15 protein-coding genes and 1 pseudogene are annotated in these 22916 nt (G+C 68.8%); 3 read left to right on the top strand and 13 right to left on the bottom strand.

Annotated elements, in window-relative coordinates; genetic code table 11:
* Nucleotides 1-3 precede the first annotated feature (3 nt).
* The 3 genes and pseudogenes from BR70_RS0116810 to BR70_RS21495 all read right to left on the bottom strand — a co-directional run bounded on the left by BR70_RS0116810 (nucleotide 4) and on the right by BR70_RS21495 (nucleotide 8722).
* Nucleotides 4-6726: an RHS repeat-associated core domain-containing protein gene (locus tag BR70_RS0116810; protein ID WP_197019664.1), complete on the bottom strand. Its 6723-nt coding sequence runs from the start codon at nucleotides 6724-6726 to the stop codon at nucleotides 4-6.
* Between the two features lie 597 nt (nucleotides 6727-7323).
* On the bottom strand, nucleotides 7324-7815 hold the full coding sequence (locus BR70_RS0116805; RefSeq protein ID WP_197019663.1) for a septum formation family protein: 492 nt from the start codon (nucleotides 7813-7815) through the stop codon (nucleotides 7324-7326).
* 209 nt (nucleotides 7816-8024) lie between these two features.
* Nucleotides 8025-8722 (bottom strand): annotated as a pseudogene (locus tag BR70_RS21495) (PDDEXK nuclease domain-containing protein).
* Here BR70_RS21495 and BR70_RS23910 point away from each other — a divergent pair.
* On the top strand, nucleotides 8721-8846 hold the full coding sequence (locus BR70_RS23910) for an Lsr2 family DNA-binding protein (RefSeq protein ID WP_442854653.1): 126 nt from the start codon (nucleotides 8721-8723) through the stop codon (nucleotides 8844-8846). The pseudogene BR70_RS21495 and the gene BR70_RS23910 overlap by 2 nt on opposite strands.
* A 74-nt stretch (nucleotides 8847-8920) precedes the next feature.
* On the opposite strand, the gene BR70_RS23950 is transcribed toward BR70_RS23910, so the two are convergent.
* From BR70_RS23950 to BR70_RS0116780, 4 genes are all read right to left on the bottom strand, one after another.
* Nucleotides 8921-9187 carry a Shedu immune nuclease family protein gene (locus BR70_RS23950; protein WP_442854652.1) on the bottom strand — a complete coding sequence of 89 codons (267 nt, stop codon included), beginning with the start codon at nucleotides 9185-9187 and terminating at the stop codon, nucleotides 8921-8923.
* Complete coding sequence (locus tag BR70_RS23405; RefSeq protein ID WP_155896913.1) at nucleotides 9184-9969, bottom strand: hypothetical protein; 786 nt, start codon at nucleotides 9967-9969, stop codon at nucleotides 9184-9186. Before BR70_RS23405 ends, BR70_RS23950 begins: the two co-directional genes overlap by 4 nt.
* Nucleotides 9966-11063: a type I restriction endonuclease gene (locus BR70_RS0116785; protein WP_027467002.1), complete on the bottom strand. Its 1098-nt coding sequence runs from the start codon at nucleotides 11061-11063 to the stop codon at nucleotides 9966-9968. The genes BR70_RS23405 and BR70_RS0116785 overlap by 4 nt, the downstream gene beginning before the upstream one ends.
* Before the next feature lie 250 nt (nucleotides 11064-11313).
* On the bottom strand, nucleotides 11314-12447 hold the full coding sequence (locus BR70_RS0116780) for a substrate-binding domain-containing protein (protein WP_027467001.1): 1134 nt from the start codon (nucleotides 12445-12447) through the stop codon (nucleotides 11314-11316).
* Nucleotides 12448-12562: 115 nt separating this feature from the next.
* Between BR70_RS0116780 and BR70_RS0116770 the strand changes: the two genes are divergently transcribed.
* On the top strand, nucleotides 12563-13870 hold the full coding sequence (locus tag BR70_RS0116770) for an MFS transporter (protein ID WP_027467000.1): 1308 nt from the start codon (nucleotides 12563-12565) through the stop codon (nucleotides 13868-13870).
* 12 nt (nucleotides 13871-13882) lie between these two features.
* Here the strand turns inward: BR70_RS0116770 and BR70_RS0116765 are convergent, their stop codons facing one another.
* The 6 genes from BR70_RS0116765 to BR70_RS0116740 form a co-directional block, all read right to left on the bottom strand.
* On the bottom strand, nucleotides 13883-15406 hold the full coding sequence (locus tag BR70_RS0116765; protein ID WP_035809322.1) for a helix-turn-helix domain-containing protein: 1524 nt from the start codon (nucleotides 15404-15406) through the stop codon (nucleotides 13883-13885).
* Nucleotides 15403-16497, bottom strand: a complete 1095-nt coding sequence (locus BR70_RS0116760) for a DUF917 domain-containing protein (RefSeq protein WP_051597044.1) — start codon at nucleotides 16495-16497, stop codon at nucleotides 15403-15405. Before BR70_RS0116760 ends, BR70_RS0116765 begins: the two co-directional genes overlap by 4 nt.
* Nucleotides 16498-16590: 93 nt before the next feature.
* The gene (locus BR70_RS0116755; protein WP_027466997.1) at nucleotides 16591-17715 is read right to left on the bottom strand and encodes a DUF917 domain-containing protein; all 1125 of its coding nucleotides are present in this window, start codon (nucleotides 17713-17715) and stop codon (nucleotides 16591-16593) included.
* On the bottom strand, nucleotides 17712-18917 hold the full coding sequence (locus BR70_RS0116750; RefSeq protein ID WP_027466996.1) for a DUF917 domain-containing protein: 1206 nt from the start codon (nucleotides 18915-18917) through the stop codon (nucleotides 17712-17714). The genes BR70_RS0116755 and BR70_RS0116750 overlap by 4 nt, the downstream gene beginning before the upstream one ends.
* Nucleotides 18914-20470: a hydantoinase/oxoprolinase N-terminal domain-containing protein gene (locus BR70_RS0116745; RefSeq protein WP_027466995.1), complete on the bottom strand. Its 1557-nt coding sequence runs from the start codon at nucleotides 20468-20470 to the stop codon at nucleotides 18914-18916. The genes BR70_RS0116750 and BR70_RS0116745 overlap by 4 nt, the downstream gene beginning before the upstream one ends.
* Nucleotides 20471-20627: 157 nt before the next feature.
* The gene (locus BR70_RS0116740; protein WP_051597043.1) at nucleotides 20628-22025 is read right to left on the bottom strand and encodes a purine-cytosine permease family protein; all 1398 of its coding nucleotides are present in this window, start codon (nucleotides 22023-22025) and stop codon (nucleotides 20628-20630) included.
* Between the two features lie 175 nt (nucleotides 22026-22200).
* On the opposite strand from BR70_RS0116740, the gene nucS reads away from it, so the two are divergent.
* Nucleotides 22201-22896: an endonuclease NucS gene (gene nucS, locus BR70_RS0116735; RefSeq protein WP_027466993.1), complete on the top strand. Its 696-nt coding sequence runs from the start codon at nucleotides 22201-22203 to the stop codon at nucleotides 22894-22896.
* The last annotated feature ends 20 nt before the right edge of the window (nucleotides 22897-22916 follow it).

Genomic DNA, 22916 nt, shown 5'->3' with positions numbered 1-22916 from the left:
ACCCTACTTTCCGAACAGCTGCGCCAGGTACCTGGCGAAGCGGCGCATCGAGTACGTGGCGATCCGTGTCGCATCGACACCGGGACGGGCGAGATGGCGGGCAAGGGTGCTGGGAGTGTCGGTGGTCATCTCATAACCGAGACCGTCGGACCGGCCGATGAAGTCCACCGGTGAATTTCCCCCGATGTGCTCGAAGTGCTCAGCGACGTCCGCGTCTCGCTTGACTGCACGTTCCATCGCCTTGCCGACGTTCACCCGTCCGAGGAACGGTCGACGCGCCACAGCGCCCATCTCTTCGCTACTCAGCCCCTCTTCGATCGCGGAAGGATCCCCGCTGAGGCGTTCGGATTCGCGGGTGACGATGCGTTGGAGCAGTTGAGTGAGGGTTTCGCAGCCGACAGAGGTTTGCACCTGGCCGGGCTGGCAGCCGCCGTTGTCGGCTGAGCTGGTGCCGCCGCTGGTCGCGGGCGCTTGCGTTCCTGCTTGTGCTGCGGCTTGCAGCACCGTGGTGCTCTGCTGCGCCTCAGGCAGGACCGCGGTGGTGAGAGTCGGCGCGGCAGCGACCGGCGAGCAGGATGTCAGCCCGCTGCCGCCGATGCCAGCACACGTTCCAGCGACGGCGGTCCCGACCGGGACCACGCCGGTCCGCACCCACGCGGGCGGGCCCTTCTCGATCTTCGCCTGATACGCCGCGAACTGCGTCATCGAGACGTTCAACGCGGCCATCGAAGTGGTGAGCGCTGCCATTGATTTCTGCAGCTGCGGCATGTACGCGTCGAAGTTCGCCGACCAGGCCGTCAGGCCTGACAGGTCGATGTTGATGTTGATCGGAGCGATCGTGGGGATGTTGATCGGGCCGATCTTCGGAATGTTGATCGGTCCCATTTTCGGGATGTTGACCGCTCCGATGCTGCCCCAGCTGCCGTGGGAGGCGACCGGCAGGTCCGGCAGGTTGAGGTGCATGGTGACACCGCGCGCCCCGGACCCGTACTGGAACGTGTCCTTTGTCCACTTGCTGACGGCGCTGGTGCAGGCGGTCATCGTCGCGCACCGGACACCCGCGCCCAACGCGATCCCTCCGACCGCAGCGCCAAGGGCGCCACCGATGATTGTCCCGCCGCCAGGCTCGACCGCCGTACCGACCTCAGCGCCGATGGCTCCTCCGGCGCAGACGACCGCGACGGGGCCCACGCAAGTGCCGTTCGGGTCAGCGTTGGTGATCGGGTTCGCCGCACCGTAGCTGTATCTGGATTGTTGGTTGAGCGGCACGGCGCCGGTGTCGCGGGTGAGGAAACCGCCGGTGCTGCTGTCGTACCAACGGGAACCCATGTGGGTTGCGGTGCCGGAGGTGACCTGCGACTGGAAACCGATCGCGGTGCTCATCGTGCCGCTGGTGCTCGTGACAGTCCCGAATGGGTCGTAACTGCTGCTGCCGGTCAGCGTCGCGCCGGTGAGTTCGGCGGTGAGGTCGCCGTGACTGTTCGTGATCGCTTCGGCACCGTCGATGAACGCGAGCGCACCTTGCGTGGTGCGGTGCAGCGCTGTCTTCCCGACCGTTGCGGGTTCCGTGCTGGTTCCGGCGTAGGTGAGGTCGTCGCTACCGGATGCCGTGAGGCGGCCAAGTGCGTCGTAACTGTAGGTGCTGCTGCCGTCGCCGGTGAGCTGCCCGAACTCGTCGTAGCTGTAGTTCGTGGTGGTATCACCGTCGGCGCTTGCGGTCAGCGCGCCAGCGTTGGAGTACGTGTAGGTACGGGTGCCGGCGGTGAGCAGCTGGCCTTGCCCGTTGTAGGTGCGTGCCTCGTCGCCGACTTGTGTCGGGCGGCCGGCCCCATCCCATGTGATCTGCTGCTGCGGCTTGCCGGGAGCGGTCCAGGAGGTGAGCTGCTCGTCTGCGCCGTACGTGTATGCCGTGGTGCCGGCTCCCGCAGACGTGTCCGGGCTGACGGTCGCAGCGGTGAGGTTGCCGGCGGCATCCCATGTGTTGCTCTGCCCGTACACGGTGGCACCGGATGCGTTCTTCACCGTGTCTGTGAGGAGCTGCCCGAGCGGGTCGTATCCAATAGTGCGTTGCGTGGCCGTCCCGGCCGTGATGGTGCGGGTACGGCCGGCGGCATCGTAGGCGTAGGTGAGCTTGCTGCTCACCCCCGCGACGGTGAGCGTCTTGATTCGTCCGGCCGGCGTGTAGGTGCTGGTGGAGTTGCCGGACGGGTCGGCGCGGCTGGTTTCGTTGCCGTCCGGGTCGTATCCGAACGTGGCGTCGCCGGCGGGCCCGGATGCTTGGGTGACGGCCCCGGAGTCGTCGTAGCTGAGCGTCTCGTTGCCGGCACCGGTGCTGAAGGTGATCATCCGGTTGTCGGCGTCGTACCCGAAGGAGCGGTTCCCGGTCGCAGACCCGTGGGTTGCCTTTTCGGCGGTGAGGTTCCCGGCGGTGTCGTACGTGTTCGTCAGGTGCACGTCACCGGGCTCGTCGGTGCTCGTTTGCCGTCCGTCCGCGTCGTAGCCGTAGCTGCGGGTGCGTGCTGCGGGGTCGGGCTGTTGCGGGGTTGCCGGCGCGGTGAGGGTCGCCAGGTCGCCGGCGGGCGTGTAGGTGGCGGTGGTCGCCGCGCCGGTGGGGTCGGTGTACCCGGTCTGCTGCCCGACGAGGTCATACGTGGCCGTTGCCGCAGGCAGGCCGGGATCGGTGATGCTGGTCAGGTTCCCGACCGCGTCGTACCCGAGGTCGGTGGTGTTTCCGCGGGGATCGGTGACCGATGTTTGGTTCCCGGCGTTGTCGTACCCGAATGCTCCGGTGCGCAGCACCGTGCCATCAGCCGCCGCAACTGAGGTTGCGGTGACTTCGCCGCGAGGGTTGTAGCTGCGCGTTTCGGTGGTACCGACACTATCCGATGCGGTGGTCTGGTTCCCGAGCAGGTCGTAGCCGTATGTGGTGGCAACCTTGTCCGCGTCGGCGACGGATACCAGCTGTCCGAATGCGTCGGAGAGCTCGGTGGTGCTCCCACCGCCGGGTGCGGTGGTGGTGCGGCCGTACCCGGCGTCGAAGTAGTCGACGCTGGTGGTGCGGTCGTCGGTGCCGAACGGCACCCGGACGTGCAGGGTGCTCGACGTGAGCCGGCCCAACGTGTCGTAGGTAGCGGTGGTGTTCACACCGGCGGCGCTGGTGCTGCTGGTCAGGTTTCTGGCGGCGTCGTATTCGGCCGTTGTGACACGGGAGTCACCACCTTCAGCAAACGCAGGCGCAGTGGTGCGCACCCGGTTGCCGGCGGAGTCGTACTCGTACGTTGTCGTCGCTCCGGCCGGGTCGGTGACGGCGGTGACGTCACCCGCAGCGTCGTATGTCGCCGTCGTGATTGCGGGCTTGCCGTCCACGTCGTGGGATGGGTCGGCCTGGGTGAGGACGTTGCCGTTCTTGTCGAACGTGACCGTTGTGATCGCACCCGCGGGATCCTGCAGCGCGTTCTGGCGCCCGTAGCCGTCGTATCCGATCGTTGTCGTCGCCGAGCCCGCAGCAGTTGCGGGGCCGGCCTGTCGGACCGGGAGGTCATCTGCTGCGTACGTGTAGGTCGTGGTGTGCGCGGTGTCACCGGCAGCAGCGCCGTTCGGGTCCGTGACACCGGTGAGGCGACCGGCGCCATCCCGCTGATACCAGGTGGTTGTCGCGTCGGTGCTCGTCGCCGTGCTGCGGACTGTGTCGCTGGTCAGCGCGCCCGCAGGGTCGTACGCGAACTGTTCCACCCGAACAGCCGCCCTGGATCCGTCGAGGTCGGTCGCGGTGAGCCGATTCCCGAGCGCATCGTAGGTGTACGCGGTGTCGCGGATGATCGCGCCCGGACCCTGTGCTTGGGAGGCATCCTTGACCTCCGTGACCTGTTGGAACTGGTCGTAGGTCATCGTGACGACATGCTTGGCGTCGTCCATCGACGCTTCCGCGATCAGCCCGTATTCGTCATACAGGTACGAGGCGACGGTGAGGTCTTCCCGGGTTCCGTTACCGGCGGGGACGTTCTTCGCGGTGATCGTCGCGACCAAGTTGTCGGTCCGGTACGTGTACGCGTATGTCTGCCCGGCCGCATCCACGCGAGTCGAGAGCTGCCCGGACGGTGCGTACGTGTTCGTTTCCAACGTTCGGGTGGTCGACCCAAACCCGGTGGGCGAGTGGTAGTCAGCGGTCGTGGTGAGTCGGTGCCCGGCGGGATCGTATGTGAACCGGTTCGTGGTACCGCGAGCGTCGGTGTCCGTGGCGAGGTTGCCGGACGTGTCGTAGGTGAACGTGTGCGTCAGGGTGCCGCTGGGTCCGGTGACCGTCAACGGCCGGCCGTGCGTGTCGTACGTGTACGTGGTGGTGTGCGTGTTTCCAACGGCAGTGACGTCGGTGCTGGTCAGCACGTTGCCGTCATCGTCGTACGTGTACTGCTGTGTGAGCTGCCGGGTGTCACCGGAGACCACATCCACGGAAGCGGGTCCAGTCGCAGACGCGAGGCGACCGTCGGCGCCGTATCGGTAGGTGCTGGTCTGGTACGGGCTGCTCGCGCCCGGCATCGTCACCGTGCTCCCGGACAGGTTGCCGAGGCCGTCATACCCAAAGATGCGGACCAGTCCCCGCAGATCGGTCTCGGTGGTGAGCTGCCCGAGCTTGTCGTACCCAAACGATTGGGTCTTTCCGGCAGCGTTCGTGGTGCTCAACGTCAACCCTGCCGGGACGGTCCCGCCCCCGACTGCCGCCTCTTTCCCGGTCGTGTACGCATACTTCGTGGTGCGTTGCGTAGAGCCGGCAGCGCCGGCAACGATCGCGGTAATCCGCCCCGACGCGTCGTACTGATAAGCCTGCCCGGGGACGGAGCCCGTCAAAAATCCACGCAGCGACGCGGTCGCGAGTTTGCCCGCTCCGTTGCCCGAAGCGACGTACGTGTACGACTGCGACCCAAGCGCATCCCGGTGCTGTATGACGCGACCTGCGATGTCGTATTCCACATACAGGGAGCTTGAGTCGGACTTCATCGACGTCATCTGCCCGGCGAGGTTGTACTCCCAGTTCGTCGCCGCACCCAAGCTGGTGCGCAGTCCGACGGGCTCGCCGAAGAGGTTGGTCGTATATGTGTCAACCTCGCCGCTCTGCTTGGTGACAGTGACCCTGTCCCCCTTGGAGCCAGTGGTCGCCGCGAAACGGGTTGACCCGCCTTCATCTGCGACCACGTTCACCGATCCGCTGGAGTAGCCGATCTGGGTCTGTACCGCGCCGGCGGTGTTCCGGGTCGATGTCAGCAGCGGTGTCGCGTCGGTGCTGTACCCGTACGAGCGGCATCCGCCGTGTGTGCCCGACCGGCACGCCTTCGTCAGCGTGTTTCCGGAGTATGTATACGTCCACGACGCAGCCGGTGCCGTGATCGTAGGCACCGCGCTCGGCGCCGCCGTGATCGCTGTCGCACTCGTGAACGCCGCGGCCACGTGGGCTCCACTCCACACCAACCCAACAGAGCGACCTGAGGTTCGATCCGTCAGCGCGAACACCTTGCCGGAGGCCTGCTTCACGTCGGTGACCAGGCCCTGCGCGTTCGTCATCGCCGTCAGGACGTTGGCTGTGAACGTGTACCTGTTACCGGCGACGTCCGTGAGGACAAAATTCCCGCCCGAGCCGGTCAACGTCATTCCGGCGTTCCGGGAGTCGACACCGAACGAGCCATCCGGGTTCAATCCAAACGCGACTTCATGCCCGTCACCCATGCGGACGGTCTCGCCCACACTGTTCGCGGCGATGGTCATGTTCACAACGCTCGACCAGCCGGTCCCAAAAGCGGTCGCCGTCGGGTTGGAAGAACTGTACGTCCGGACCAGTGCCAGGTTCCCACCGGGAGCGGTCACCGACGCATCAGTCTCTGCCGTGCTGTAGTGGCGGTCGCCAAGATCCACACCGTCGATCGCCGTCGTCGCCGACGACGATCCATAATTAGTGCCCGTCGGCAGCGGAACGATTTCACCGAACGCCCAATGCTGACGCCCGGTCTCGGAGACGTACGGGTTGTTGCGCATGTCCATCGACCAGACGTAGTTCACGCCTCGCCGCAGCACCTTCGCCGGAATCGTGTACGACCCAGCGCTCAACCAACCTGAGTCAGCGACCTGCGTCCCGTCCGCGCACGATGCCGCAGACGCACACGTGAAGACCTTGAAGTTGTACTGGTAGTCCTGCGTCATCGCCATCGTGGCGTGACCGGTCAGCTTCGGCGTCAACGACGTCGTCGTGGAACCGTTCGACGGGCCGATCAGCTCGGTCATGAAGTCCGCCGAGTCAGGGTTCTGACGCGTCGCTCCCGCCGACATCACCTTCGCGACCGTGCCAGACACAAGCAGAGGCGTATCGCCGGCATCCTTCACCGAAACGGTCCAGCTGTAGGTGTGGTTCGCCGCCATCTTCCCCGGCGGCACCTTCCACGACTTCGCCGAAATCCACCCGGAATCGGCAATCGTGGTCTTGCCGCACGACACACTGAAGAAAAAACTGACGTCGTACGCCTGGCACACCAAGAACCGATACATCGGAGCGTCGAACTGATCGGTACCCGACGACGACGCCGTCAACGTCGGCGTCGTCCCCACATTGAGCGAACCGTCCCCGGGAGTGTTCGGAACCGCGTCCGCCTTCGCGGGCACCATGTTCGCCTGCACCGACTGCATGACGGTCTGCGTCGAACCATCCGCCTCCACCACCATCGGCACATCAGCGATAGCCATCCGGCCATCTGGCTTTACTGCAGCCGCCATCGCCGGGACGTCCGATCGCTGCGTCCGCGCACTCCCCCGAGATGCTGCCCCCCACGGAACCACGCCGCGCTGCGGCTCGGACAGATGCGTGGTGTGCTGCTGCTGCACCGGAGCGGGCTTCACCCGCGTACCGGCATGCGCAGTTCGATCAGTGGCCCGGGGCGGCGGCGAACTAGCGGTCGACGTAACCGGCGCCGCCATGGTCGCGTCAGGTGCCGCGGGCATTGCGCTGGGAGTCGGTACGGCTGGCGGTGACGGGACCGGTGCCGTCGGGGTCGCCGGTGCCGTCGGCGTCGCCGGAGCTGTCGGCGTTGCGGATGCCGTGGGCGTCGCCGTCGCGGCGATGCCGCCAACCTCAGGGGTCGGCGTTGAGACGGCTAGCGCTGGTGGGGCGACGAGGCCGCTTGCAGCGAGCACCACCCCGATAACGACAGCAGACAACGACGCATAGGTGTGACGACCCACCAGATCCCCTTACAGACTGCCCATACCTGGTTCATGGGCAATCTGAAAGTAATGCCTGTTGCGGTCACCAACTTGTCGTCAACGGCGAGTCTGAGCCGTTCCTCAGACCTTGGAGTGGCGAAGCGATCGGGTAAGCGCGTGCTTGCCATGATTGACGAGGTAGCAGACTGCGTCGTGGTCCCCAGCAGGCCACGCGTCGACAGATGGATACAAGTAGGAGTACCCGACTGCGGAGTGATCGAAGTCACGTCCAACGTACGGCTCGAACGCCGCCAAGCACTGCTTCGACGCGTCCAATTGGAGATGGTCATCATCCGGCCTCGTCGACGCCTCCCCCAGAGACAGCCGCGCGTAGACCTCATTCTGGTGCCCCGACGAGCACGACCGCACCGCGCTCTTCGCGCGCGATTTCAGCGCGGCCGCGTCGAAGCAATCCCCCACAGCAAGCTGGCGCGCTTCAGCATCCCCGTTCAACACCGCTTCAGACGGCGTCGCCGTCGGTAACGGATCCGGAGACTGTGAGCATCCCGCCAACAGTGCCGCACACGCCATCGCCACGACGCCTAAACCGACCGTTGCCACCTTGACGCGCATACTCATCCTTCGTTGTTCATCGAGCGCCCGGACGGTATCACGGCGCTACCCGCTGCGACTGACCTGGTTCGTTCAGCCGATCGGCTACCGCACACGTACGGCCGTTTCTGTAGCCCGCCAGGATCCGGGAATCTCGGTGTCTCAGCAGACCCGCCCGACGGTTTTCTCAGTGAGACACGGCGGGGGCTTTTGGTGGCACGTGCCCCTGGTCAGGACTGGAGGGTGTCGGTCTCCGTAGCAAGTGCGGCTGCGAGGTCGACTTCCGAAGGCAAAGCCGCTCGGACCTCGGGCGGGAGGAGGTCGTAGCTGGCGACACTGATCGGGGTCTGCTGTTCCGCGAGGGAGTACCGGACGACGGCGTCGTTCTTGTCCGCGACGAGCAGCAGGCCGACCGTGTCGGCGTGCTGGGGTCGGCGGAGCTTGTCGTCGACGAGGGCGACGTAGAAGCCGAGCTGGGCGAGGTACTCCGGCTTGAACTTCCCGTCTCGAGCTCGATCACAACGCACCGGAGCTGCTCGACATGGAAGAACAGCAGGTCGACGGAGAAGTCGTCCCCGTCAACGTCGAAGTGCACCTGTCGGCCGACGAACTCGAACCCTTCTCCGAGTTCGCGGAGGGTGTCGATGATCCGGTCGACGAGTGCCTGCTCGAGGTGGCGTTCCTTCGCGTCCCCGTCGAGGGCGAGGAAGTCCAGCAAGTAGGGGTCCTTCGTGATCTGCTGCGCCAGATCCGAGTCCCCCGGCGGGAGGACCTCGGCGAAGTTCGTCGGCGCCGCCCGCAGCCGGGTGTGCGGTGCGGTACGGATCTGGTGCTCGAGCACGTTCCGCGACCATCCGTGCGCGGCGGCCCGTCCGGCGTACCAGTCGCGGAGGTCGTGGTCATCGAGCCGGTCAAGGAGGACCGTGATGTGGCCCCAGGGCAGTTGTGCAACCGCGAAGATCCGCGACTGGGCGAACGCGAACGGCCATGAGGTTTCCTCCCGAGGCCGCATCAGCCAGGCTGTCCGCGACGCGTACGACGCCGCACACTGACGCCACTCCCCCAACGAAAGCAGCCGGCCCCCCTCGGGTTGCCGGCTGTTCTCGTTCACGCCGATACGGCGCTCTTATGTCAGCTCAGGTTCACCGGCCAAATCGGAAGCTTTGAGAGCAGCGCGGGCCCCACCGATGAGGTCGTCGAACGTAATGACCTGTACGCGCGACAGATGACTATTGTAGGTCCGGAGTGTAGTAGACACATCTTTGCGGGAGGCCTCGCCAGCGACAAAGTCGCTGTGCCCGATCACGACCGTCGCTGACGATCGCCTCACATCAACTCCGAAATCCTGCAAAATCAGCGGGGCGCTCTCATCAAAGGAGCGAAGATAGTTCATTGCCTGCCCAACGGCGTCATGAACTTCGGACCCGACATATAATGATTTCTGTATTTTTTGATGAGGGCGGGTATCTGCGCCCTCTTGAGCTCTACGACGTGAAGCGATCCGTCGGCGCGGAGCAGAGGAATATCGAGTTGGTCTAGCACGTGAAAGGAGCGCCGGCCAGCCTCACCAATGTACTGCCCGCCGAACAACCACCATTGACCCTCTAAAGCCTTTTGCAAGTCGTTCTCGATACTTGTTGGATCGAGGGCGACTGCCTCCAATCGGTCCAGCGCCGCTGACCTACTCTGATGGGTCAAAAGCGCCGTGGCGGAAGACACCGCATCGCTCCCGACCAGTGCAGCGCGAACTGCGGGCTTTTGCAGCAACTCACTCACCACCGCAACCGCGGTATCACCTTCACTGGCCAAGGTTCGCGCAAGCAACGCGGAAGCTCGATTGGGAGTGAAGTAGAACGTTCCGTCGTGGGGTAACTCAGCCGTGATTAGAGCTAGAACTGCCTCAATCTCAGCGCCTTCGCAAGTCCAAGTATATTTGGGCTGCTCCTCGAAGTGATAACTATCGTTGTCCGCCTTGCGGGTCCAGGTTTTAACAGTGAGCTTTTCGTTAGTGATCTCACCCGTGTCACCATCGCCATAGCGGAACAACGATGCCGTCTTCCAAGCTCTAGGGCCGCGTTTGACCTGAACATGTGTAACACTCAGCACGCCTTGCTGGTCGATATCACTATTGAGTTGGAGCGCCAGCACTGGGTCTTCGTAAGGCGAATCGGTCATGACTCATACCGGGCCACGGTAGCTCGAATATATTCCGCGTTTAGGTAAATATCATCCACGTTCTCAATGGGGTGCTTCGTCTCGACCTTGTTCTCGTCGAACAGGCCGAGGTACTTCTGCTTCTTGCCGTTGAACCAGAGGCGCGCGATGGGCTTGCGGTTGTTGTCGTCGAGCAGGACGGCGAAGTACGACTTCTGGTCGCGGTGGGCGATGCGGTCTGGCTTGACCTCGCTGCAGGCGATCGCCTTGACGATCTGGTAGCCCTCGAGTTCCTCGAGCGTGGTCTCGATTTCGGTGTCGCGATCAAGGTCGTCCTCAGCCACCGCCGCGCTCGTCATGGCCTCAGCCGGGGCTTCGGCGCCGACCGGAGCACTGTACGAAGCGCCGAGGGCGGTCTTCAACCGATCGTTGACCTGCTCGTTCAAGAACTGCTTCGATGCCTTCGCGACCAGCGTCGTGAACTGGGTACGGGCCTCCTGGGTGAAGCGACCGTCGTAGACGCGAGTTGTGAAGAGGCGCACGAAGTCCTCTTCCGGCTCACGGAACTGCGCAGCGATGGCGCGCTTGATGGACCCGACGTACTTCAGCTCCTCGGCGGCGCTGATGACCGAGTCCAGGTCGAAGACGTCCTTCGTCAGCTTGCTGAGCTCCGGCAGCAACGTCTCGTCGATGTCGGCGAGATCGAGGACGAGGAAAGGACGGTCGTCCATTTTGTTCGGCGCATCGAGGTCCGTGTAGAAGTTGTAGACCTCGCCGTTCGTGAGCACCGCGATGCGGGCGTTCGTGACGGAGAAGTACCGGAACAGCTGCGACGCGTGCTCGATCTTCAGCGGCTCGGTCGACTTCTTGCACTCGATGAGGATCTGCACCTCACCGTCGCGCATGATCGCGTAGTCGACCTTCTCGCCGCGCTTCACGCCCACGTCCGCCGTGAACTCGGGCACTACCTCCAGCGGGTTGAACACGTCGTATCCGAGGATCGTCGAGATGAACGGCATGACGAACGCGTTCTTCGTCGCTTCTTCGGTCTGGATGGCCTCGCGCTGGTTCTGCACCTTCGTCGCCAGCGCTGCGAGACGCTCTTCGAACTCCACTGTTCCTCCTCTGTCTAGACAGACGCTATTGCAGATGAAGCCCTCTCAGGTTCATTTGACGTCTCCACTTTGCGGGACGAGGAGTCACTCGCGGCTGTCGCACCGCCCATGTAGCTCTGGGGTATACCTCAACACCACGGCGTCAGAAGCCCTGACGCGTGTTGTTCTGGGCTACGTCACACCGCTTTCGCCACAGAAGCGTGCAAGGGTCCAGACCCGCTGCCACACGCACCCAGGCAGGATGCCTGCGTTAGTCGGTACCTGAAGCTGGCGGCGCCCCCGTCGTGTCCCCCACCCGCAACTCCGACGTGAACGACGCCGGCTGCGGCTCCGCACCCTCGAGCATGGCAAGGGCGGCACGGGCTGCGGCTTGGCCCTTCTGCACGAACGGCTGCACCAGGGTGGTCAGGTGCCGGATCGGAGTGCGGTGGAGCAGGCTGTCGTCGACCGTGATGCCGTCGAACCCGACGACGCTGACGTCCTCGGGTACGCGGAGTCCGGCATCGAGCGCGGCCGAGATCACCCCGACGGCGATCAGGTCGCTCTGCGCGATGACGGCGGTGGGGCGGGGGCCGTCCGGCGCGAAGAGCTCCGTGCCGGCGAGACGTCCCTCTTCCACCGAGCTGCCGGCGGTCTCGATCGCGACGGCGCCCGGGTAGACCTGGCGCACACCACGCAGACGTTCGAGCGTGGTGAAGGCGATGCCCTCGGCCTGCCGGGCTGCGTCGATCGGGCCACGGCGGCGCGCGGCATCGAGGGGCAGGGTCACGACGGTCACGTCCCGGTGGCCGAGCCCCTGCAGGTACTCCGCAGCACGGCGTGAGGCATCGCGGTTGTCGAGCTGGACGGGGACAGCACCCTCGATCTCGTCCGCCTCGATCGCGACGACGGGGATCTGCCGACGCCGCAGCACCGCGACGGCCGGGTCGATCCGGACGTTGCACCCGACGAGCACGACGGCGTCCATCGGCGCATCCACCAGCGGGCCGGCGCCCTGCTCGTCGTCGAGCGGACTCCGGACGAGCAGCAGTGAGGCACCTGCGGCGCCGGCGACCTCGGCGATGCCGTCGAGCGTCAGGACGTTGACCGGGTCACGGAAGGCGTCGCTCAGGCGCTCGTCCATCACGACGCCGATGACACCGGAACGACCGCGGCGCAGCGAACGGGCACGGGGATCGGGGCCGCCGTAACCCAGGTCGGCGGCGGCGGCGAGCACGCGGGCCTTGGCGTCCTCGGACACCGGGCCGAGACCACTGAAGGCGAGCGAGGCCGTCGACGGCGCGACACCGGCAGCACGGGCGACCGCTGCCAGCGTCGGGCGCGACGGACGGGTGGCGCCGCCGCGGGAAGGCGACGCGCCGGGTCCTGTTGCCGGTTCGTCCATCGCCCGTTAGCGTAGCCGGAACGAGCAGTCGAATCGATTCGACAGCCGCAAGACCAGCACCGACACGCACCAGAACGCGCAGCACCGCGCGCGCCGCAGCACGATGGGAACCACCATGACGACGCCGTCCACCCGCACCCTCCCGACCACCAAGGCCTGGATCATCGCGGTGTTCGTGGTGTTCACCCTGTCCGGGCTCGACATCGCGACGTGGCTGGGGCGAATCCCGAGCGTCCGCGACTCCCTCGGGGCGAGCACGTTCGAGATGGGTCTGCTCGTGCTCGGCATGGCCGTCGGCTCCATCGGCGGTCTGACGTTCGCCGGGCACATCGTCGCGAAGCTCGGTGCCCGTCGGGGCGTGCAGGTGGCTGCGGCGTGCCTGGCGGTCGGGATGATCTTCGCCGGCGTCGCGGTCACGCTCGGGTGGGGCTTCGCCGCCATCTGGATCGCGCTCATCGCGTTCGGATTCGGCAACGGCCTGTGCGACGTGTCGATGAACGTCTCCGGTGCCGCCGCCGAGAAGGCCGGCGGACGCACGATCATGCCGCTGTTCCACGCCGCGTTCAGCCTCGGCACGCTCGCCGGTGCAGGCCTCGGTGCGCTGGCCGAGAAGCTCGAGATCCCGGTGTCGTGGCACTTCATCGTGCTCGTCGTCATCACGAGCGCCGCCATGCTCGTCGCCGTCACGAAGTTCCAGGACGAGCACCGCTTCGAGCAGCCGGTGTCGACCGACACCAGCCCGGTCGCGACCCCGCTCACCCGCTGGCAGGTCTGGGCACAGCCCCACACCCTGCTCATCGGCGTGATCGTTCTCGGCATGGCGCTGGCCGAGGGGTCCGCGAACGACTGGCTGCCCCTCGCGATGATCGACGGCCACGGGCTCGACAACGCCGGCGGTGCTGCCGTGCTGACGGTGTTCCTCGCCGCGATGACCGCCGGCCGCGTCGCCGGCAGCCCGCTGATCGACAAGTTCGGCCGCGTGCCGATCCTGCGCATCAGCGCCGCCGTCGCGGTGGTCGGCCTCGGGATGCTCATCTTCATCGACAACGTGCCGCTCGCGATCGTGGGCGTCGTGCTCTGGGGCCTCGGTGCCAGCCTCGGCTTCCCGATGGGCATGTCCGCCGCGGCCGACGACCCCCGCACCGCGGCCGCCAAGGTCAGCGCGGTCGCGACGATCGGCTACGTGGCGTTCCTGGCCGGGCCGCCGCTGATCGGGTTCCTCGGTGAGGAGATCGGCCTGCTCGGCGCGCTGCTGATCGTCTTCGTGTTCATCATCGCGGCCGGCCTGGCCTCGGGTGCGGCGCGCGAGACCGGCGCCGCCGCCCGGCCCGCCCGCGGGACAGCCAAGACGAGCGGGACAACGAAGCGCGAGACCGAGAAGGCCAGCCAGACCGACAAGACGAGCGAGACCAGCCGCAGCTGACGCAACCCGCCCTCAGCCGCCGTCGCCCGCCCGCGCCCGCGTCGCCAAGTGCAGGGCGAGCCGGGTCTCCGGGTCGGACAGGTCCACCCCGAGCAGCCGCTCCACCCGCGCGATGCGGTCGGACACGGTGTTCCGGTGGACCCCGAGCACCGCGGCGGTCTCGGCGATCGACGACTCCGCGTCCAGGTAGGCAGCGAGCGTCGTCAGGAGCGCGCCGCCACCGCGCTCGAGCGGTGCGAGCAACTGCCGTGAGGCCGGCAGGAACGTGTCCGTCTGCGTCCACGCGAGCAGCAGCTGCGCGAGCCCGAGCCGGTCGACGTGCACGAAGTGCCCGGACTCCGGACGGCTCGCGGCCAGACGGGCGGCGTCGCCCGCCTCGCCGAGCGTCCGGACCAGCCCGGCAGGGCCCGCCTGCAGACTGCCGACACCCACGTTGGTCTCCACGGTGGTGCGGAGCGTGTTCTGCGCGCGCCGCAGCCGACCCGCGATGTCGGCCACTGCCTCCCGGCCGGGTTCGTCGGGTTCCGACAGCCACAGCACCCAGCCGTCCGCCTGTTCGACGACGACCGCGTCGAGTCCCTCGGCGCGCACCGCGGCGTCGACCTGCTGGCGGAGCGCGACCAGGTCGACGCCCTGCCGCGCGACCACGCGCGCACCGACGTGCCAGGCGTCCAGCCGCCACCCGGCGGCGATCGTCCGCTGCACGAGCTGCGGGGCGGGCGCCCCGTCGGCCGCACGGAGTTCGTCGAGCATCGCCATCCGGTAGCGGGCGTCACGCTCGTCGTCGAGCCGGGTGAGCAGCAGCCGGTGCCCGACGGCGACGGCGGCCACCTGCAGGGCACTCGCGACCACCTGCTGTTCGGCGGCGATCGGGACGGGCAGGCCGATTGCCAGCCAGGCGCGCGGTCCGATGCCGGTGCCGACCGGGATCGCCACGAGCGTCTCGTCGACGCCCTCGGCGGTCAGCACGTCGCTCGTGCCGGCGCGGCGGACGAGCACGGCGCGGGCCGCGTCGTCGACGGCGGCTCCGCGGAGCGCCAGGCCCGAGGCGTCGAGGAACCGCACCGGGTGGCCGAGCGAGCGGTCGAGCCGGGCGAACAGGTCGTCGAGTTCGGGGCCGGCGTCGAGCGCGACGCGGGAGGCGTCGAGGGCTGCCCGGGCCGCCGGACCCATCCCGGTGCCGATGAGTTCGTGCAGGCGGACCGAGGTCGCCCACGGGTCCGGGGTGGCGAGCACGGCGACACCGAGCCGGTCGGCGAGCGTCGTGGTGCCGGGGCCGAGTTCCAGTGCCCCGTCGACGACGAGCAGGGTGGTGCCGGCCGCGGACGCCCGGCGCAGCAGCACGTCGAAGCGCGCGTCCGCGCGGTCGACGGGGGTGAGCAGCACGACGACGTCGTCGCCCTGCGACAGGGACCGGCCGACCTGGTCGGGGGTCCCCACCACCCCGCGGACGCTCCGGACCGCGGTGCTGCCGGCGCCGACGAGCAGGCGGGTGCCGGGCGGCAGGAGCGGGAGCAGGTCGCCGACGGCGTTCACGCGAGCACCTGGCCCACGGCCTCGGGGACGACGTCCGCGTCGATGCCGAACGCCCTCGGTCCCATGCGCGCGGTGCGGTCGGGGTCCGCCCACCACCACGGCGCCGACGGCAGCACGAGCACGGCGAGCTCGTTGCCGACCCGCGTGCGGTCGGTCGCCACCGGCGCGAGCGAGCGTGCGTCGACGACGGTGATGACGCTCGGGGTGCTGGCGACCGGCAGGCCGTCGACCAGGCAGTGCACGTACTCGCTGCCCGCCTCGACCCGGGCGACCGCACCGGTGCCGGCGTCGCGGATGGCCAGGCTGCTGCGGACGAACGCGAGCGCGTCCCCCTCGCGCTGGACGTCGATGACCCGGCCCTGCGCGACGACCCGGCCGCCGATGAGCGCGGCGAGTTCCGCCGCGTCGCGTGCGCCACCCGCTGCGCGTCCGATCCGGAGGGCGCGCTGCACGCTGCCGACGACGGCCCGCTCGCGCAGCAGGGGCACCGGGACCGGGCCGATCGCGAAGGCCGCCCAGCCGCCGCTGTGCGAGACGGCTTCGCGCCAGACGGTCTCGACGTCGTGGGGGTGCCGGGCGTCGACGACGATTCGCAGGCCGCTCGTGGTGGCCGCCGCTGCCGTGACCGTCGTGGTCGGGCCGACGAAGACCGACAGCTGGTCGATGCGCGGGACCGCGCGGCCGACCAGGTCCGCGTCGACGAGCGGCAGTCCGGCGGCGTGTGCGGTGAGGGCGGCGGCCGGTCCGGTCACGCCGCCGATCTGCGCGGCGACGACGGCGTCGGCACGGGTGCCCGTCCAGCGTTCGACCGCCGCGAGCGCGGCCGGCAGCTCCTCACCGCTCGGCATCTTCTCCTCGAGCACGGTGGTCGAGCCGATCAGCCCGACGGCCACCACCGATCCGAGCGCGGGGTCGTCGAGGTCGACGACCGGCACGCTGTGGTCGCCGAGCGCGAAGCGGAGTGCGCTGACCATGTGGTCGACGCGGCCGCCACCGCCGCAGCCGAGCAGGGCGGTGCCGCGTCCGAAGACGGTCGCGTCGTCGGCCTGGAGGCCCGCCACACCGCCGCCCCGCCGCTCACCCTGGTCCATGGGTCCATTCTGCTGCCGTGGTCGCGTCTCGGGGCCGGGGGCCGGGGGTCGGGTGCACGGGCCGGGCGCCGGGGTCGGCGCGCGGCCCGCTCGTCAGCCGGCCGCCGGGGCGGCCGGGCGGACGTGCTCGTGCAGGTCCTCGACCGGGACGAACGGTTCGTCGAGCCCGAAGCACGACGGCCCGAACACGGCGAGCGCCTCCGGGGTCCGCATCAGGTCGGGCGTCGAGATGCCGATGACCCGGACGCGCTGCCCGAACCGCAGGCGCTCGGTGGTGATCGGCTCGGCGGTCTCGGCGTCGAGGACGCAGATCAGGTCGGGCACGACGGCGACGAGGCGGCCGTCCCGCCGGGCGACCAGGTTCTCGTTCTGGAACCGGAGTTCGAGCTCGGAGCCGTCGGTCCCCTGCACGGTGGCACGACCGCGGGCGAACCCGTCGACCGTGCGGCGCTCGACGTCGACGACCTTGCCGTCGAACAGCTCGCGCAGGTGCGTGTAGATCGTCGTGCCGAGGGCCTCGGCGAGCGCGTCGATGGGGTCGCGGTGGGCTTCGCGGGCGAGCCGGATGGCCCGACCGACGGCGAGTGCCAGGGAGAGCGTGCGCGGGACGGCGGTCTCCTGCACCTGGCGGCCGGACATGGCGTACTCGGCGATGTAGGCGACGCCGCCGAGCCGGATGGTGACCCCGCGGGCGAGCCACTCCATCTTCTTGTTGTCCGTGCCGGTCTCGATGATGACGCCGTGGCCGTTCTCGTCGCTGATCGCGAGCGGACTGCCGGGGACCCCGTAGACCGAGAACGTCTCCATCTGCAGCTCGGGGAACGCGCGGCCCATGCCGTCCGCGTCGACCACGGGCAGGCCGCCGGTGGCACCGACGAGCAGCGGGATCATCGAGTTGATGCCGCCGCACTCGATGGGCATCGTGGCGGTCGCCGTCCGGCCCAGGTGGGCCTCGAGCCGACGGAGGGCGCCGAGCGGTTCCGGTCCGGCCGGGATGCGTTCGAGCACCACGGTCGGTGCGCCCATCTGCGCGGTGGGGATGACGAGGGCGTCGTCGGGCACCTCGGACGGGTCGAGGATCGTGACGGGGCCGTGCTGTTCGATCGCGGCACGGACCAGGAGCATCCCGATGGTGGGGTCGCCTCCGCCGCCGGTGCCGAGCAGCGCGGCGCCGCGGGCCAGGTCGGGCAGGTCGTCGACGTCGAGGATCCAGCTCATCGGTTCTCTCCCGTGCTCGTTCCACCCGTGCTCGGTTCCCCCGCGCTCGTGGTGCCGTCGTGGCGGACCGCGGGGGTGTCGTAGCCGAAGTACCGCGGGCCGGCCAGGCGCAGGCCGTCCGGGGAGTGCCAACGCTCGTCGGCCGGTGCCGTGACGATCCGGATGCGGGCGCCGAACCGCAGGGCCTCGGTGGTGATCGGCTCGCCGGTCTCGGCGTCCAAGGTGATGATGAGGTCGGGAGCCGTGGTGCGGACCTGGCCGGCCACCTCGACCAGCAGGTGCTCGTTCTGGAACCGGAGCACCGCCTCCAGGCCGGTGTCGCTGCCGGAACCGGTGATGCGGGCCGTGCCACGGGCGAACCCGGTGACGGTCTTGCGCTCGATGTCGGCGACCTTGCCCTCGAACACGACCGTGCCGCCGAGCACCTCGGTGACCGCCGTGACGGGGTCGGCGTTCTCGCTGCGTGCGCGCACCAGCGTCTCGCCGAGCCGGACGCTCAGCGACAGGCTGCCGCGGACGAACGACTCCTTCACCTGCGCGCCGGACATGGCGTACTGCGCCGTGATCGCGGAGCAGCCCATCTCGACCGTCGCCGTGCGGGCGAGCCGTTCCGCCCACCGGTTGTCGACCGTGTCGAAGACGACGGTGTTTCCCTTCTCGTCGGCCAGGGCCATCGGTGTCGCGCTGACCCCGGACAGGGTCGGCAGCACCATCTGCACCTCGGGGAAGGCGCGCCCCATGCCGTCGCCGTCGACCAGGGGCAGGCCGAGCTCGGCAGCGGCGACGATCGGGGTCGTCGAGTTCACGCCGCCGACCTCGATGCAGGCCAGGTGGGTCGGGGTCACGTTGAGGAACGCCGACAGGCTGCGGATGGCCTCGGCGAACTGGCCGGCGGACGGCAGCTTCTCGACCATCACCGTGGGAGCGCCGATCATCGCGACCGAGAGCACCACGGCGTCGTCGGGCAGGTCCTCGACCTGGACGATCTCGACCGGGCCGTGGGCGCGGACGGCGGCCTCGGCGAGCAGGCGCCCGATGTAGGGGTCACCGCCGCCGCCGGTGCCGAGGATCGCTGCGCCGCGGGCGAGGGCGGAGCAGTCGGCGCCGATGGCGGTGAGGAGGGGAGCTGTGGGCGCGGCTTGCGCGGCTGCGGCGGCGGCTTGCGCGGCTGCGGCGCGGGGCGCGGCTTGCGTGGCGCTCATCGGACCAGCGCCCCGAGTGCCAGGTCGCCGACGGCCTTGGCGCGGATCCGTGTCGCGTTGCCCGGCAGGTACGGGATCGGGACCTCGTCGAAGTCGACGATGTCCACCGAGCCGGGGTCGGCGCCGGCCGCGATGGCACGGTCGACGGCCTCTTGCCGGGCCTCGTCGACCACGGCTGACCGGCGGCCGTCGCTGATCGCGTAGACCTTGTCGACCTCGCCGCTGACCTGCGCGATCGCCGCACCGATGGCGTTGGCGACCGAGTAGTGCTCCGGGCGGTGCACGGTGCCGAGTCCGGGCAGGGTGTCGGGCAGCAGCACCGAGCCGCCGCCGACCGCCACGACGGGCAGCGGGTCGGACGATGTGCGCATCCGCTCGACGATGTCGGCGACGCGCTCCGCGATGACGTCGAGCGCGCGGGCGGCGACCTCGGCCGGCACCCCGGCGACGAGCGACGGGTCCCCGATCGCGCCGCGGCCACGGCGGACGGCCACGTCGGTGGCGGTCAGGGTGGTACCGCCGAAGACCAGGCCCTCCTCGGTCAGGCGGTACCCGACGGAGTCCGGCCCGACGACGCTGCCGTCCTCGCGGATGCGGGAGCCGCCGCCGATGCCGACGGACAGGACGTCGGGCATCCGGAAGTTCGTGCGGATGCCGGCGACGGCGACCTCGCCCGTGGCCTCACGCGGGAAGCCCGCGGTCAGGACGCCGACGTCGCTCGTCGTGCCGCCGACGTCGACGACCGCACAGGTGTCGAAGCCGGACAGCACGGCTGCACCACGCATCGAGTTCGTCGGGCCCGAGGCGAACGTCGCGACCGGGTAGCGACGGGCGTACTCGACGTCCATCAGGGTGCCGTCGTTCTGGCTCAGGAAGAGCGGTGCGTCGATGCCGCTGCCCGTGACCGACCCGGACAGGCCGTCCACGATGCGGTCGGCGAGCTCACGGAGCGCCGCGTTGATGATCGTCGCGTTCTCGCGCTCGAGCAGGCCGATGCGACCGATCTCGGACGACAGCGAGAACGCCACGTCCGGCCCGAGCTCCGCAGCCATGATCTCCTGCGCGCGCTGCTCGAACTCGTCGTTGATCGGGGAGAACACCGACGAGATCGCGACGGAACGGATGCCCGCGGCCGCGATGGCACCGGCGTGCCGCTTGAGTTCCTCGGGGTCGAGCTCGGAGATGACGCGGCCGTCGAACTCGTGGCCGCCGTGCGCCAGGAACGGCTGGGCGTGCACGGCCGACACCAGGTGCCCGGGCCAGTCCGTGAACGGGGGCAGTGACGCCGTCGCCGGCAGGCCCAGGCGGACCGCGGCGGTCGGGGCGAGGCCGCGTGCCTCGACCAGGGCGTTGATGAAGTGGGTGGTGCCGATCATCACGCCGTCGATGTCCGTGGGGCCGAAGGCGTGCTGCTCGCGCAGGCTGTCGAGTGCGGCGACGATGCCCGAGGTGACGTCGGGGGTGGTGGACCGCTTGACCGCCGCACGGACGGTGCTGCCGTCCATCAGGACGGCGTCCGTGTTGGTGCCGCCGACGTCGATGCCGATGCGCATGGGGGTTCCCTTCGGTGGTGCGGGTGCGGGGTGCGGTGGTGCGGTGTTCGCGGGGTGGTGCTTGGTCGTGAGGTGGTGCTTGTTCGTGGGGACCGGCCGCGCCGTCGCGCGGATCAGGGGTGCGGCGACGCGACCGGCCGTTCGGGGAGCGCCCGGGTCAGGCGGCCGGGGTGGCCGGGGCGGCGGGCGCTGCGGCGACCGGGGCGGACGATGCAGCCGGCACGGCCTCGGTCCGACTGACACCGACGCCGCGGATCAGCCCGACCTTGCCGGCGACCACGTAGAGCACGAAGGCGATGACCACGGAGTTGATCGACGGGATGCCGACGGCGACGAAGTACCCGATGAGCGATGCGATCGCCCAGATGACCAGGGTGGCCGGCACCCAGGTGGGCGAGGTCGCCGGGATGTTCTCGGCGTCGCTCAGCTCGCGGCGCCAGCGCTTCACGACGAAGTACTCCGCCACCATGATCCCGGCGATGGGCGGGAAGACGACCCCGAGCACCGACAGGAACGGTGTGAGGGCCCCGAGGAACCCGACCGCGGCGAGCACCGAGCCGACGACGCCCATCACGAGCGTCACGAGCCCGCGGTTCACCTGCTTGCCGAACACCGCGTCGATGAAGTTCGTGACGCCGAGGCTCGAGCTGTAGATGTTCCAGTCGTTGATCTTGAACGTGCCGAGCAGGATCACGAGGATGCCGACCCAGCCGACGCTCGACGTGATCACGCGGGTGATGTCCGCGGAGCCGACGGCGTGGGCGAGCAGGACACCGGCCAGGCCGATGACGTACTCGCCGAGCGTCACGCCGAGCAGCGTCTGCTTCACGACGTCGCCGACCGACCGGTTGAAGCGGGTCATGTCCGGCGTGATCACGGCACCGACGATGAACCCGCCGGCCACCAGGGTGGTGCCGGCCACGAAGCTCAGCTCCGGACCGGCCGGGGCACGCGCCGCGAGCTCGGCGATCGAGTGCCGGCTCAGCTCGACGATGACCGCCCAGCCGACGAGCACCAGGAACAGCGGCACGGTCACGTTCGCCAGCCACTGCATCGAGTGGAACCCGCGCAGGACGATGGCGGTGACGAGCAGCCCGAACACGAGCGACCACGCCCAGGCGGGCAGGATCGGCAGGATCGAGACGAGGCCGGCCGCCGAGACACCCGACTGGATGCCGAACCAGCCGATCAGGCTCAGCCCGATCGCCAGCCCGACCAGCGCCGAGCCGGCCTTGCCGAAGCCCGTCCAGCGGGCGATGACCGAGGTGTTCAGGCCCTCCTTGACGCCGATGACGCCGACGAGCACCGAGACGATCTCCAGGATCACGGCGCCCAGGGTGATCGCCCAGAAGGCGTCCCAGAAGCTCATGCCGAAGCCGAGCGTCGCACCGAGCAGGAACTGGGACAGGGCCGAGATCTGCCCGAAGCGCTGCACGGCGACCTGGAACCAGCCGTAGCGTGCGGACATCGGGACTCGGCTGAGCGAGTAGTCGTCGACGGCGACCGACTCGGAACGGGGGGTTCGTGGTGCTGACACTGCGGTCTCGCTGGCCATCGTGGCTCCTCGGGGAGGGGTGTCGGCGTGGGCCGATCGGGGTGTCAGCCACGGTAGGACGGCATCGGTTTGCGGTACATGTGCAGAACGTCGTTACAGCCATGTGAATCCGTGCACGCTGCACGGGCCGCGCGCCTCGTCCGGTCGACGACACCACGCCGGTTAGGCTTCCGGGGTGCGTCTCGTCATCGCCCGGTGCTCCGTCGACTACGCGGGCCGGCTCTCAGCCCACCTGCCGCTCGCGACCCGCCTGCTCATGCTCAAGGCGGACGGCTCCCTGCTCGTGCACTCCGACGGCGGCAGCTACAAGCCGCTGAACTGGATGAGCCCGCCCTGCTCGATCGAGATCACCGAGCCGGACGACGAGCAGTCGAGCGCCGGCATCACGCAGGTGTGGACGGTGACGCAGAAGAAGACGCAGGACAAGCTCATCGTCTCCCTGTACGAGGTCGTGTCCGACGAGACCCACGACCTGGGCGTCGACCCGGGCCTGGTGAAGGACGGGGTCGAGGCGCACCTGCAGCAGCTCCTGGCCGAGCAGATCGAGCTCCTCGGTGACGGCCACACCCTGGTCCGCCGCGAGTACATGACGGCGATCGGGCCGGTCGACATCCTGGCCCGCGACGACGCAGGGGCGAGCGTCGCGGTCGAGATGAAGCGCAACGCCAACATCGACGCGGTCGAGCAGCTCACCCGGTACCTCGAGCTCATGAACCGCGACCCGCACCTGCGTCCGGTGCAGGGCGTGCTGGCGGCGCAGACGGTGGCACCGCAGGCACGAACCCTCGCCGAGGACCGCGGTATCCGCGTCCTCGTGCTCGACTACGACGCGATGCGCGGCATCGAGGGCGGCCACACCCGCCTGTTCTGAGCCGCGGCGGACCGTCCGGC

It is taken from the genome of Curtobacterium sp. UNCCL17 (assembly GCF_000686685.1).
Classification (GTDB): Bacteria; Actinomycetota; Actinomycetes; order Actinomycetales; family Microbacteriaceae; genus Curtobacterium; species Curtobacterium flaccumfaciens.
Note: the sequence above shows the minus strand (reverse complement) of the source record. Positions and strands in the feature narration are given on the sequence as shown.